The organism is Actinomadura chokoriensis (assembly GCF_039529475.1).
Taxonomy (GTDB): Bacteria; Actinomycetota; Actinomycetes; order Streptosporangiales; family Streptosporangiaceae; genus Spirillospora; species Spirillospora bangladeshensis.
Map to the genome: position 1 here is coordinate 111,755 of NZ_BAAAMW010000017.1, position 12,421 is coordinate 124,175.

Annotated in this window: 14 protein-coding genes and 1 pseudogene; 9 read left to right on the plus strand and 6 right to left on the minus strand. The window is 70.1% G+C overall.

Annotated elements, in window-relative coordinates:
• Positions 1-24 precede the first annotated feature (24 nt).
• On the plus strand, positions 25-249 hold the full coding sequence (locus ABFX46_RS30195) for a hypothetical protein (RefSeq protein ID WP_163055224.1): 225 nt from the start codon (positions 25-27) through the stop codon (positions 247-249).
• Between the two features lie 71 nt (positions 250-320).
• Here ABFX46_RS30195 and ABFX46_RS30200 read toward each other — a convergent pair whose 3' ends face one another.
• The 3 genes and pseudogenes from ABFX46_RS30200 to ABFX46_RS30210 form a co-directional block, all read right to left on the minus strand.
• Positions 321-1,595: a PucR-like N-terminal domain-containing protein gene (locus ABFX46_RS30200; RefSeq protein ID WP_346047321.1), complete on the minus strand. Its 1,275-nt coding sequence runs from the start codon at positions 1,593-1,595 to the stop codon at positions 321-323.
• 576 nt (positions 1,596-2,171) lie between these two features.
• On the minus strand, positions 2,172-2,564 hold the full coding sequence (locus ABFX46_RS30205) for a hypothetical protein (protein ID WP_346047371.1): 393 nt from the start codon (positions 2,562-2,564) through the stop codon (positions 2,172-2,174).
• Between the two features lie 140 nt (positions 2,565-2,704).
• Positions 2,705-3,454: pseudogene (locus ABFX46_RS30210) on the minus strand (CocE/NonD family hydrolase); the annotation flags it as partial.
• 29 nt (positions 3,455-3,483) lie between these two features.
• Between ABFX46_RS30210 and ABFX46_RS30215 the strand changes: the two are divergent.
• The 3 genes from ABFX46_RS30215 to ABFX46_RS30225 all read left to right on the plus strand — a co-directional run bounded on the left by ABFX46_RS30215 (position 3,484) and on the right by ABFX46_RS30225 (position 5,382).
• Positions 3,484-3,945 (plus strand): hypothetical protein, encoded by a 462-nt coding sequence (locus ABFX46_RS30215; RefSeq protein ID WP_346047322.1) that lies wholly within the window; start codon positions 3,484-3,486, stop codon positions 3,943-3,945.
• Positions 3,942-4,250 (plus strand): winged helix-turn-helix domain-containing protein, encoded by a 309-nt coding sequence (locus ABFX46_RS30220; RefSeq protein ID WP_346047323.1) that lies wholly within the window; start codon positions 3,942-3,944, stop codon positions 4,248-4,250. Before ABFX46_RS30215 ends, ABFX46_RS30220 begins: the two co-directional genes overlap by 4 nt.
• Before the next feature lie 118 nt (positions 4,251-4,368).
• Positions 4,369-5,382 carry an ABC transporter permease gene (locus ABFX46_RS30225; protein WP_346047370.1) on the plus strand — a complete coding sequence of 338 codons (1,014 nt, stop codon included), beginning with the start codon at positions 4,369-4,371 and terminating at the stop codon, positions 5,380-5,382.
• 187 nt (positions 5,383-5,569) lie between these two features.
• Here ABFX46_RS30225 and ABFX46_RS30230 read toward each other — a convergent pair whose 3' ends face one another.
• The gene (locus tag ABFX46_RS30230) at positions 5,570-6,475 is read right to left on the minus strand and encodes an NAD(P)-dependent oxidoreductase (protein ID WP_346047324.1); all 906 of its coding nucleotides are present in this window, start codon (positions 6,473-6,475) and stop codon (positions 5,570-5,572) included.
• Positions 6,476-6,586: 111 nt separating this feature from the next.
• On the opposite strand from ABFX46_RS30230, the gene ABFX46_RS30235 reads away from it, so the two are divergent.
• The gene (locus ABFX46_RS30235; protein ID WP_346047325.1) at positions 6,587-7,204 is read left to right on the plus strand and encodes a TetR/AcrR family transcriptional regulator; all 618 of its coding nucleotides are present in this window, start codon (positions 6,587-6,589) and stop codon (positions 7,202-7,204) included.
• Here the strand turns inward: ABFX46_RS30235 and ABFX46_RS30240 are convergent, their stop codons facing one another.
• Positions 7,205-7,816, minus strand: coding sequence for a LysE family translocator (locus ABFX46_RS30240; protein WP_346047326.1), 612 nt, complete (start codon positions 7,814-7,816; stop codon positions 7,205-7,207). It lies immediately after the preceding gene.
• Between the two features lie 110 nt (positions 7,817-7,926).
• Between ABFX46_RS30240 and ABFX46_RS30245 the strand changes: the two genes are divergently transcribed.
• From ABFX46_RS30245 to ABFX46_RS30255, 3 genes are all read left to right on the plus strand, one after another.
• Positions 7,927-8,379: an Lrp/AsnC family transcriptional regulator gene (locus ABFX46_RS30245; RefSeq protein WP_346047327.1), complete on the plus strand. Its 453-nt coding sequence runs from the start codon at positions 7,927-7,929 to the stop codon at positions 8,377-8,379.
• A gap of 539 nt (positions 8,380-8,918) precedes the next feature.
• Positions 8,919-9,683 carry a hypothetical protein gene (locus ABFX46_RS30250; RefSeq protein WP_346047328.1) on the plus strand — a complete coding sequence of 255 codons (765 nt, stop codon included), beginning with the start codon at positions 8,919-8,921 and terminating at the stop codon, positions 9,681-9,683.
• Positions 9,684-9,685: 2 nt separating this feature from the next.
• Positions 9,686-10,336 (plus strand): class F sortase, encoded by a 651-nt coding sequence (locus ABFX46_RS30255; RefSeq protein WP_346047329.1) that lies wholly within the window; start codon positions 9,686-9,688, stop codon positions 10,334-10,336.
• Between the two features lie 476 nt (positions 10,337-10,812).
• Here ABFX46_RS30255 and ABFX46_RS30260 read toward each other — a convergent pair whose 3' ends face one another.
• Positions 10,813-11,154 carry a hypothetical protein gene (locus ABFX46_RS30260; RefSeq protein ID WP_346047330.1) on the minus strand — a complete coding sequence of 114 codons (342 nt, stop codon included), beginning with the start codon at positions 11,152-11,154 and terminating at the stop codon, positions 10,813-10,815.
• 293 nt (positions 11,155-11,447) lie between these two features.
• On the opposite strand from ABFX46_RS30260, the gene ABFX46_RS30265 reads away from it, so the two are divergent.
• A complete protein-coding gene (locus ABFX46_RS30265; RefSeq protein ID WP_346047331.1) occupies positions 11,448-12,404 on the plus strand; it encodes a hypothetical protein in 957 nt (318 codons plus the stop codon).
• The last annotated feature ends 17 nt before the right edge of the window (positions 12,405-12,421 follow it).

Below are 12,421 nucleotides of genomic sequence, written 5' to 3' on the forward strand. Positions count from 1 at the left end.
GACCGACCGAGGGAGCCCCGGACGATGTCGGTGATCATGTGCATGCCCGGCTGGCACAGCGAGCGCTCGGGCGACGGCCTGCGCGCCACGAGGGTCACCCAGTTGTCGGACTACCAGCTCCTCAACGGCTGCCTCGAGCAGATCGTCGCGGCGGACGAGGGCGAGCTGTGGCTGCTCTGCGACGCCCAGACACGGCTCGCCGAACGCGTCGCCACCGCCGAGCGGCTCCGCTCGTCCCGCCGCAACTAGCCCGCGACCAGCCCGCGACCGCGAAGAGCCCGCCGCGCCGGATGCGCGGCGGGTCCGGTGGGCGGGCCCGCTCAGGTGCGGCGGAAGCTGACGACCTCGCCGGAGTCGCCGACCGCCTCGCGGGACGGCGGGATGATCCGCTCGCCCGCGTTGTCGGCGAGCAGCGCGCGGGCGCGCAGCACGATCTCCAGGTCGAAGCGCAGGTCCGGGTCGAGCAGCTGGTCACCGAACAGCTCCTCCAGCTGGCGCAGCCGGTACCGGACGGTCTGCGGGTGGACGTGCAGCCGCATCGCGACCTCGTTGGCGTTGCGTCCCGACTGGAGCCAGGCCAGCAGCGTCTCGGCGAGCCGGTCCTGCTGGCTCGGCCGCAGGTGCGCGAGCGGGGCGAGGCGCAGGTCGGCGAGCGAGGTGATGAGGCCCTCGTCCTGGAAGAGGATCAGCGTGGACATGTGCTCCACGCTGCGGATCACGCCGCTGTCCGCCTCGATCACGCCGCGCTGGACGAGCGACAGCGTCTTGCGCGCCCACTGTATGGACCGTGCCGCCTCCATCAGCGGGACGGTCGGGCCGACGACGGCGAGCGTCCCGGACAGGGCCCGGTCGACGAGTTTGGCGCGGCCGGGGCCGTCCGGGTCGGGGATGATCAGGCTGGGGGTGCGGCGGGTCAGGTCGGCGAGGACGTCCGGCGGGAAGGCCGGCTGCCTCGCGTCCTGGTGCCGGCCGAGCGCGACCGCGGCGATCGTCCGCGGGATCGGCCAGTGCGCGGCGGCGGCGAGGTCGGCGATGGCCTCCTGCGCGGCGGGCGGGTCGGCGAACAGCAGGTCCAGCAGGCGCTTGCGGCGGCGCTGCATCTCGCCCGCGACGGCGGCCTTGGCCTGGGAGAACCCCTCGGCGGCGGCGTGCGCCAGGTCGTCCTGGAACTCCATCAGCACCTCGCCGACGGCGCCGAGCGTGCGCGGCGACACCTGGAGCGCCTCGGCGCCCTCGGTCATCCGGCGCCACGCCACCATGCCGCCGACGCGCATCGCGGTCTGCATCGCGTCGAGGCTGCGGCCCTCGCCGGCCTCGCCGCGGCCGATGGCGCGGAAGAAGTCGGTCACCGGGGCGGGGTCGTGCGCCGGGTCGGCGACCCGGTCGACGAAGTAGTGGAGGACGCGCTCGACGGCGAGGCGCAGGGTCCCCGAGTAGGAGCCGTCCCCGGGCCGGTCGTACTCCCTGACGCGCGTCTGGATCTCCTGGATCATGTCGTCCGCCACCTCGTCGAGGTGGGGGCGCATGTGATCTGCCAGTTCCCTGGGCAGATCCGCCCACGGGCGCCCACTGGTGGTCGAACCTTCGTTCGCCACACAAACCTCCCCTGCTCGTCCCCCAGCGTTGCGCGCCGTACACAGGGGGTAATTACTTACTTATGGGACCTGTGTGAGGCAAATCATGACCCGTGGCGACCCCGGGCGCAAAGTCTAGGTCGACTTTCGACCAGCTTCGGCCTACCCGATGGCAAAAACACCACACGTCCGGGAACTTTCGCGGACGTCACAGAGCGTCCGACACCGTTCACCAAACGTCGCCGCCGTGGAAAAGGGCCCCGGGGAAAGCACCGCAGAAAGCACCATGCACCGAGGCATAGCGGAACGAGGCAACGAGCGTCTTGAAGGGGACGGCAATTCGGAGGTGACGATGGATGACGCGGAAGAGCGACATTTCCGCGAGTTCGTGGAGACGAGGTCGGCGCCCCTGTACCGCCAGCAGGTCAGCACCTGGCGGCGGACGCGGCGTCGGCGCAAGTCGCCGATCACCGGACGACCGCCGACAGCTCCCGCCCCCCCCCGCCCCCCGCCCCCGGAGTCACGTTGATCTGCGGCGTGTTGTTGTTACGAGCGCGTCGAAAACAACAACACGCCGCAGATCAACGAGGGGGCGGGCTAGGCGGTCGCGGTCCGGCCCGACGCGAGGGGGACGGTGACGTCGGCGGTCAGCGTCACGGCACCGGCCGCGCGCTGGTAGTCGAACAGGCCGGTGATGGGGACGATCTGGAGATCGATGTCGCTGCCGCGATCCACGGCCCAGGAGACCGCCTCGATGGCGCGGGTGACGGTGCGCGGCCTGCCGTCCAGGACGACCGGGATCGGCGTGGCCTGGTTGCCGATGACGACGCCGGTCTTGCGGTCCACGAGCTGGGCGAACAGGAAGGTGCGCGGCTTGGTGGCCAGGCCGCGGTAGCGGAGCGTGACCTGCGGCGTCCCGACGGCCTGGGCGGAACCGGCGGGAGCCGGGAGGTGCACGTTGACGGCCTTGGCCGCGGGCTGGGCGGCCACGGCGGGCAGCGCTTGTCGAACCAGGCGAGGGTGGCGTTGGTGACGTGGTCGGCCGGGCCCGGGTTGGTGGAGCAGACGCCGTGCCCGCCGCAGAACCACACCATCTTGACCGGCACGCCGTTGGCCGCGAGCGTCTTGTAGTTGGCGATGGCCTCGCGCAGGGGGAACAGGGTGTCGACCGTGCCCTGCAGGAGCAGCGTCGGCGCGGTGATGCGCTCGACCAGGTAGTCGGGGCCGTGGGCGCCGAACCAGTCGGCGACGTCATTCGGGACGGTGCCGCTGGCCATGCCGGTCACGCAGCCCTTGGTCACCTGCCAGGACAGCCGGTTGCCGGACTGGAGCCCGCCCGAGCACAGCAGCAGCCCCCAGCCGGAGCGGAAGATCTGGTCGGGGTAGAGGCTGTTGAGCAGGCTGTTGAAGGCGATCGTCGGCGCGATGGCGTCCACCCGCCGGTCCAGCCCGGCGGTGACCAGCTGGATGCCGCCGCCGTAGCTGCCGCCCGCCATGCCGAGCCGCGGGTCCCCGGCCCGGTCGAGCCGGACCTCCGGCTGCCGGGCGATCCAGTCGATGATCGCCTGCGCGTCCCGGCCCTCGACGCGCGGGTCGTCGACGTTGGCCTCGCCGCCGGAGCCGAAGCCGCGGGCGTTCCACGTGACGACGTTGTACCCGGCGCCGAGCAGCGACCCGAGCGTGCCGCGCGCCGGATCGGTCTCGGCCCGTCCGGGCCGGGGACATGCGCGGCTCCGGGGCCAAGATCCACTACCGACGAGTAAGTAATACCTTGCGCGGCCCGCCTTGCCTAGACCTGCGGCGGAGCCCGGCCGCGGCGGCCAACTCCCGGGAAAGTACTTGACGGATCGGAAAGTAGAAAGTACTTTCCTATTTGGCAAGTACTTCTCAAGGAAGCAGGCATCCCCCCATGAACGACTTCACCAACGCAGCCGAGGCCCTCGCCGCGATCGAGCAGACCCAGCAGCAGGCCTACGCCGAGCAGCGGCTGCCGATGTGGTACATCCCGGGCGTAGTCACTCTGGGCACCACCGCCGCGGTCGCCTCCGAGGTGGACGGGACGGCCCAGATCGTCCTCACCGCCGGGGCCGTCGCGGGCCTCCTCGCCCTGGTCGCCACGCTCTCCGCCCGGATGCGCATCAGGTTCCGGCCGCGCACGTGGACGCCGAAGGCCGGCACCCTCATGGCCCTGTGGATCGCCTCGCTCTTCGCCGTCTGGGGCGTGGTCCCGCTGATCGCCGGCGCGTTCACCGACTCGGCCGTCTGGCAGAAGGCGCTCGCGGGCGCCGTCACCGTCGTCTACGCGGCGGCGACCACCCGTCCGGCCGAGAACCTGGTGCTGGCGCGGCTGGCCGGGAAGGTCGCCCGATGAACCTCGACCCGGTCATCCACACGCCGGCGCGGCTGCAGATCGTCTCCCTGCTGGCGACCGCGACCGAAGCCGAGTTCGCCTTCGTCCGCGACAGCCTCGACATGAGCGACTCGGTCGTGTCGAAGCACGCCAGTGCCCTGGAGAAGGCCGGCTACATCGAGATCCGCAAGGGCTACGTCGGCAAGCGCCCCCGCACCTGGTTCAAGCTCACCAAGGAGGGCCGCCGCGCCTTCGACGAGTACGTCACCACCCTCCAGCAGATCGTCGGCCGCCCCCTCACCGACACCGCGCCGACCGACCGCTGACCTCGGCCCCGTGCGCCGCGCCGGACGAGCGCCTACCATGATTGATCCGACATGATCATGCCGCCGCGCCGAGGCGAGCCGCCCCCGGCCCGCACGGGCGGCGGCCGGGGCCGTGCGTATGCTCACTTACCTCGTCCGGCGGCTGATCGGCGCCGTCGTCATGCTGCTGCTGGTCACCCTGGTGACCTTCGGGATCTTCTTCGGGCTCCCGAAGCTCGCGGGCCAGACCACCGACCAGATCGCCCGCGCCTACGTCGGCCGGGCCGCGGACCCCGTGGCCGTCGAGGCCACCAAGGAACGGCTCGGCCTGGACGAGCCGATCATCGTCCAGTACGCGACCTACGTGAAGACGATCGCCGCCGGGGCCGACTACGACGCCGGCCCGGTCACCGACCACTGCCCGGCGCCGTGCCTCGGCTACTCCTACCGCAGCAGCAGCCCGGTGCTCGACACCCTCCTGGACCGGGCCCCGGCCACCGCGTCCCTGGCGGTCGGCGCCGCGATCCTCTGGCTGGCCGGCGGCATCGCCACCGGCATCGTCTCGGCCCTCCGCCGCGGCTCGCTCTGGGACCGGACGGCGATGATCATGGCGCTGAGCGGCGTGTCCCTGCCGATCTACTTCACCGGCCTGGTCTCCATGGCCCTGTTCTCCTACACCGTGAAGATCTTCCCGGGCGGCGGGAGCTACCGGCCCTTCACCGACGACCCGGTGACCTGGTTCCAGGCCCTCGTCCTCCCCTGGGTGACGCTCGCGTTCCTCTACGCGGCGATGTACGCGCGCCTCACCCGAGCGGGCATGTTGGAGACAATGAACGAGGACTACATCCGCACGGCCCGAGCCAAGGGCTTACGCGAGCGGACGGTCGTCACCAAGCACGCGTTACGCGCGACGCTGACCCCGATCATCACCGTCCTCGGCCTGGACCTGGGCCTCTTATTGGGCGGTGCTGTACTGACAGAGAACACCTTCAGCATCCCCGGTCTCGGCCAACTGGCCCTGACGTCGGTAAAGAGCGGCGACCTCCCCATGGTCCTGGGCGTAACCCTCATAACCTCAGCCGCGATAGTCGGCCTCAACCTGATAGTCGACGTCCTCTACGCGGTGATAGACCCCCGAGTCCGCCTAACCTGACCCTCCACTCAGCATCGGAGACGCAGGGAAACGCCGGCGTCGTGGATCGACCACCGCCGAAATCCACGGCCGCGCTGCTCGCGCGGCGGTCAGGGCAGCAGAACCCCACCATGATCGGGTGCACGTCACGGCGGGAACATCGGGTCCGCGGTGCCGTGGAATACGACAGTGAGTGCGGTTATCGACGTCAGTGGTTTCGGTGGCGGCCGCCCTCCGGGATTGCGTCGTGGTTCTGAATTGCGTGGATTACCGCGGCCATGTCGGACGGGCCGTGGCCCAATTCCTGGGTTTCGCGGTACAGGGCGTGGCAGGCGTCCAGGACGGGTGAGGCGATGCCCGCCTGGCGTGCGGCTTCGGCGATGAGGCGGTTGTTGTCCAGGACGTTGGTGATGGACGCCTGGACGGAGAAGTCGCGGTTGAGGAGTTTGTGCGCCTTGGCGCGGGAGACGGTGCTCGCCATCGGGCCGGCGTCCAGGACGTCCAGCAACCGCCGCTGGTCCAGGCCGTGCCGGTCGGCGAAGTGGAACGACTCGGCCAGGCCGGTGACCATCGTGATCAGGAACAGGTTGACCGCCAGCTTCATCCGCAGCGCCTGCGGGACGGGGCCGCAGACGAACGTCTGGTGGCACATCGGCGTGATCAGCGGTCGGACCAGGTCGACGACGACGGGCTCACCCGCCAGCATTGCGACGAGTTCGCCCGTTTCGGCTGGGCCCCGTGAGCCGGATACCGGCGCCTCGACGTAGCGTCCGCCTGCCGCACGGACGTCGGCCTCCAGGTCGCGCGAGTAGCCCGGGGACGTCGTCCCCATGTGGACGATCACGCGTCCCGCGACGTTCGCGGCGAAATCCGGCGTGCCGCGGCCCAGGGTGGCGTCGATCGCGGGGCCGTGAGCCAGCATGAGGAGCACGATCTCCGCGCGCCCGAACACCTCGGTGGGGGTGGACGCCACCACTGCTCCGGCCGTGCGCAGCGCCTCGGCTCGGGCGGGCGTGCGGTTCCAGACGATCAGGCGGGTGCCGGCGCGGGCCAGGTTGAGCGCCATGGGGCGTCCCATGACGCCGAGTCCGATGAATCCGACGTTCGTGTCCACCGTCGCCTCCGGTCGCGGGCTGGACGGCGCTCCGCACAGGGGTGGCGGCGGAGCGCTCGTGGGGACGTACCGACCTTGCCGATTATGACAGCGGTCATGATAATGGTCCAGGTGAAGCCGGAAACAGAGGATCGCGACCCCCGCGAGCGGATGGTCTTCAGCGCCGCGCAGCTCATCCGCCGGGACGGCGTCACCGCCACGGGCCTGCGCGAAGTCGCCGCCCACGCGGGCGCGCCGCGCGGGTCGCTCCAGCACTACTTCCCCGGCGGCAAGGAGCAGGTGGTGAACGAGGCCGTGGCGTGGGCCGGGCGCTACGCGGCCGGACGGATCGACCGCTTCATGGCCTCCATGTCCCGTCCCTCCCCCAGCGGGCTCTTCGCGGCGATGGTGCGGCAATGGACGGACGAGTTCCGGACGGAGGGCTTCGCGGGCGGCTGCCCGGTCGCCGCGGCGACGGTCGACTGCGCGGACTCCGTCGCCTCCACCCGGGCCGCCGCCGCGGACGCGTTCGCCGCCTGGCGCCGTCCGATCGCCCGGGAACTGACCGCCATGGGCGTCCCGTCCCGCAAGGCCGCCGCGCTCGCGACGCTGATGGTCGGCGCTCTGGAGGGCGCGATCCTGATGGCCAAGGCCGAGCAGTCGGTGCGTCCGCTGACGGTCGTCGCCCGGGAACTGGGCCCCTACCTGGACTCCTGCATCGACCCGGCACCTGATGCGCCGGGACGCTGATCAGGTCAGGAAGTGATCTAGGAGAAGGTAGATGCCCAAGGCCGTCATGGCGGTGCCGGAGAGGCGGCTGATCAGGCGGGTCTTGCCTGGACGGCCGTTCAGCACGGTTCTGGTGAGGACGCCCAGGCAGAGGTACCAGACCGCACACGTGGCCATGAACGTCAGGCCGAGGACGCCGATCTGGCTCGCGATGGGCCAACTGTCGTCGGGGTCGGTGAACTGCGGCAGGAGGGCGACGAAGAGCAGAAGGCCCTTGGGGTTCAGGCCGCTGACCCCTATGCCGCGCAGGAAGGTGCGCCAGCCGGTGCCGGCCTGGGGTTCGGTGCTGGCCGCGGCCGGGTGGGTGAGGGTCGCGGCGCCCTGCCAGACCAGGTAGGCGCCGCCGACCAGGGTCAGGGCGGTCAGCGCGGACGCCGAGCCGGCGACCAGCGCGCCGACACCGGCCGCGACGATGGCGGTGACGGCGGCGTAGCCGACGACCAGTCCGCTCACGGCGGGGACGACGGAGCGGCCGGTCAGGCCGGCGCCGATGGTGAACGCCCAGTCCGGGCCCGGCATGACGATGAGCAGGAACGCGACCGCCCAGAAGGCGAGGACGGAGCCGGTCGCCATGGCTTCCCCTCCCTATCCGGCCGCCACGTGAGGGAAGCGTATTCTCGGGTGGCGAGAAGGTGTTCCTGACTTTGCCTCTGAACCGGCATGCAAGTGGAAGGATCTTCTACATGGACGCGATCGACCGGAAGATCCTTGCTGTCCTCCAAGAGGACGGGCGGCTGACCATCACCGACCTGGCGGCCCGGGTCGGGCTGAGCGTCTCACCCTGCCATCGGCGGCTGCGGGAACTGGAACGCAGCGGCACCATCCGCGGCTACCGGGCGGTCGTGGACGCCGCGGCGCTCGGACTGACGTTCCAGGCCCTCGTTTTCGTCACCATGCGCCAGGAGGACCGGGAAACGCTGCTCGGTTTCGAGGAGGCGGTCGCGCGCGTACCCGAAGTGGTGCAGGCGCAGCGGCTCTTCGGCGATCCCGATTACCTGCTGCGGATCGTGACCGCCGATCTGACCGCCTATCAGGAGCTGGAGGACGATGTGCTGAGCGCACTGCCAGGTGTACAGCGGCTGAACTCCACCCTCGTGATGAAGCATGTAGTCAATGAACGGCCGCTGCCCACCTGACGACCATTTCCGACGGAGAAGCGAATGTCGAATGTGGCGCGATTCACACGATCGGGGCGATCACCGAGCGCAATCCCGAAGCCATCGGTGATTCACTTTTCAACGACCTTCCCGTCCGTCGTCGGCGGTTCTCGTCCCCTCGTTGACGTGCGGTTTCGCTCTGAGTGAACATCCACAGCCTCTCACTTGAGCGCATTTTCCTAGTGGCGGCAAGCGAGGTCGAGCTTTTACTCTGCGTTATTTCCGCTGATCAGCGGATGCGAGCGGATAGCGAAGTCGCGCAGGGACGGGAGGGGTTTACGCAACCCCCGCAGATGACCTGGTCCGGCCATTAGCCCCCGACCAGGCATTTTTCGCTTCGCAGGCCGGTGAAACCCCGCTAAGCTGCCGACTCATCATTCTCTTCCGTCTCCCGTGGCGCTCGTAGTTCAACGAAGCCCTGCATGCCAGCCGCCGGCCCGCGGCACATCCCCCGCCATCGCATGGGCACATCTCGCTTCGCCTGGGACGCGGAAAGCCCCCGAACAGAGGAGCACGCAATGCGCGCAAGTCGGCTGGCCGCGGTGGGGATCGCTGCGGGATCCATGATGCTCGGAATGGCGGCCCCCGCGCTCGCGGACACCACGCCCGTGAACGGCCAGTTCTGCCAGAAGGACATGATCGGCCAGACGGGCAAGGCCGCGGACGGCACGCTTCTGAAGTGCGAGCTGCAGCCCGGCGACGACCAGCCCAAGTGGGTCAAGGTCACCCCGGGCAACGAGAACCCCGGCGGCGAGAACCCGGGTGGCGAGGACCCCGGCACGCCCAACGAGCCGGCGTTCAAGTTCGGTCCCGACAAGGTGAAGCTGTCCAGCCTCCGCGTCGCGCCCGGCTACAAGACGACCTTCACGGTGACCTGCCCGACGTCGGTGTCCATCACCAGCAACGGCTACACGCAGAACCCGCTGCCGGTGAAGAAGGCCGGTGAGAACACCTGGACCGCCACCGGCACGTTCCGCAAGAACCTGCCGAACCCGACGACCGCCACGGTGGTCTGCAAGGACTACGGCTCGGTCAAGTTCACCACGCAGCCCGACAAGGCCGACGGCAACAAGGGCGACAAGGGCGGGAACAAGGGCGGCGGCACGCTGACGCCGAAGACGCCGAAGATCCCGACCGGCCGCATCGACACCGGTGACGGCAGCATGTACATGCGCGACCAGAACTCCCCGGCGCCGCTGCTGGCCGCCGGCTGGGGCGCGCTGATGGCGGTCGGCCTCGGCGCGATCGTGCTGCGCCGCCGCTCGGCTGCGGAGCGGTCGTAACGTTGCCGGAACTTCCCGCATCCGCCGCCGGTCGCCGCGCCGCGAGCGCGGCGGCCGGTGCGCTGCTCATCGGACTGCTGCTCGGCGGCTGCGGCGGGGACGACGGCGGGACCGCCGCCGCCTCCGGCGCGCCCACGCCCGCGGCGACGGCGACGGCCGGCGCGACCGCGCCCGCGTCGAACGTCCATCCGCTGTCGCAGTCGCCGCCGACGAAGATCGCCATCCCGCGGATCGGCGTGTCGGCTCCGGTCGGCGCGGTCGGGCTGCTGCCCGACGGACGCGTCGAGGAGCCGCCGCTGAGCAAGCCGAACCTGGCCGGCTGGTACGACGAGGGCGTCACTCCGGGCGAGGTCGGCCCGTCGGTGATCCTCGGCCACGTCGACGCCAACGGCAAGCCCGCGGTGTTCTACCGGCTGAAGGACCTGAAGCCCGGCGACAAGATCGCGGTGTCCCGCAAGGACGGGTCCACCGCGACGTTCGCCGTCCAGCAGGCCCAGCGCGTCGACAAGGACGCCTTCCCGCACAAGAAGGTGTTCGGTGAGGCGCTCGACCACGCGTCCCTGCGGCTGGTGACGTGCGGCGGCGCCTTCGACCCGAAGATCGGCCACTACAAGGACAACCTGATCGTCTACGCCAAGCTGATCGGTTCCTGACCCGAAGCACGAAGGACGCCCGCCGGTGGACGCACCGGCGGGCGTTCCCGTCTCGCCCGCTCTGTCGCGGCTGGAGGCGGGTGGCCCGGCAGCGGGTCGGGGCCGCGTGCTTGACGACGTTGGTGAGGGCCTCCTGGACGATCCGGTAGACGGTGAGCTGGACCGCTTCGGGGAGCGGCTGTTCGCCGGACACCGCGAGGTCGACGTCGACTCCGGCGGCCCTGACCTGCCGGGCCAGGTCATGGAGCCCGTCGATGCCCGGCTGGGTGAGGTCGACGCCCGGCGCGGGGTCGTGGCGGAGCATGTCGAGCAGGCGCCGCATCTCGGCCAGCCACGCCGCGTTCCACCTGCGGCGCCGCAGCAGGTGGCCGGCGAGCCAGCCGCAGGCGAGCAGCAGCCAGGCCGCCGCCGTCCAGGCGACGCCGACCGCCGGCCGTGTCGGGAATGGACGACCTCGGCGATCACCGCGGCGACGGTCACGGCGAGGGCGCGGGCCGACCGCCTCGGATGCTCGATGGACGCGACGGATCCCACAGCACACCGCTCACGATCGCGACGCACGAGAGCGCCACGGCGGCCGTGAGCACGCGCCGGGGCCACAGCCGCCGCAGCGCGACCAGCACCCCCAGCGCGACCCCCACCAGGCAGGACGCCACGAAGGGCAGCGTGAAGTCCGGCCGATCCCTGAGCATGTTCCCGGCGACGAGCACGACCGCCAGGAGCACGTCGAGGGCGCGCAGGCGGGCCCGGCGCGACAGATGCGCCTGATCGGCCTCGAAGTCGGCTTCGTCCGCGGGGCGCAGATTATCCGCCAGCATCCTGCGCTGATGACGGCGTCCTACAGCTGCTTCGCGGCCGGGACCATGGCCCTGTGGCCGCCCGTCAATGCCTGCGATCCTCTTCAACGGCCCCCGCCCCACCCGGCGACTCGGGTAAAGGTCTTTCGTTGACAGGGCCTTGTCCCCTCCCGTGCACTTGACGGGGTGATCAGCACTTCTCATTCTTGAATCCGGCTGACGAATCTCCACGGCGATCACCGGGGGCGGGTATGTCTTTCTGGAGTCGGCAGATGGTCGCACGGAGCGCGACCGGGCTTCTGTTGATCGCGGGAATGCCGGTCGCATTCGGCGCGGAACCCGCCATGGGGGCCGCCGGCCCGCATGTCACGGTCTGCGTGGTACCGAAGAGCGCCCCGCATACCGAGAAGACCGTGCAGGTGCCGAAGCGGGCTGTCGGCAAGCTGCTCGCCCGTTCCCTCTCCTACCCCGGGCCGTGTGCGCAGTACGGGCAGAGCGCGCCCCTCGGGAACGGGAGGCTCACCGCGTTCTCGCAGACGAGAGGGAAGAAACCGCTGGTCATCGGGCTCCTCGCCGAGGACGGTACTTACGACGGTCTTCCGTACGAACCGCCCACCAGCGGGATCTGGTGCTACGACAAGAACGGCGACGGCACCGTCGACCAGCACCATGAATGCACGGGCGGGCACGAGAGGGCCCTCCATCTGAGCCCGAAGTTCAAGAAGAGGGTCGACTCGCCGTTCACCTACGTCCTGGCGAACTGGAACCCGATGGGGCACATGCCTCCCCACATATGGGACGTACCGCATTTCGACGTCCATTTCTACATGAATCCCGAAGCGGAGCGGCTGGCGATCCGCCCCGGGCCGTGCCCGCAGCTCACCAACTGCGATGACTACCCCAAGGGCAAGATCCTCCCGGCCGCGAAGTACCGGCACCCCGACTACGAGGACACCGACGCCGTCGAGCCCGGAATGGGCAACCATCTGGTCGACACGACCGCCCCCGAATTCCATGGGGGAAAATTCACGTCCTCGTTCATCTACGGCATCTGGAACGGCAAGGTCACCTTCTACGAGCCGATGGTGAACCTCGCGCAGTACAACGGACTGCGCGACGGCACCATCGACGACCACTGCGTTCCGATCAAGCTGCCGCAGGCGTACGAGCGCTCGGGCTGGTACCCCACGCGGTACTGCATGCGGCACCGCTACAACCGCGCCGAGACAGTGACCTCGATCGAGGGGTTCGTCTACAGGACGGCGGGCTGAGCGCCCTGGCGCCGCCG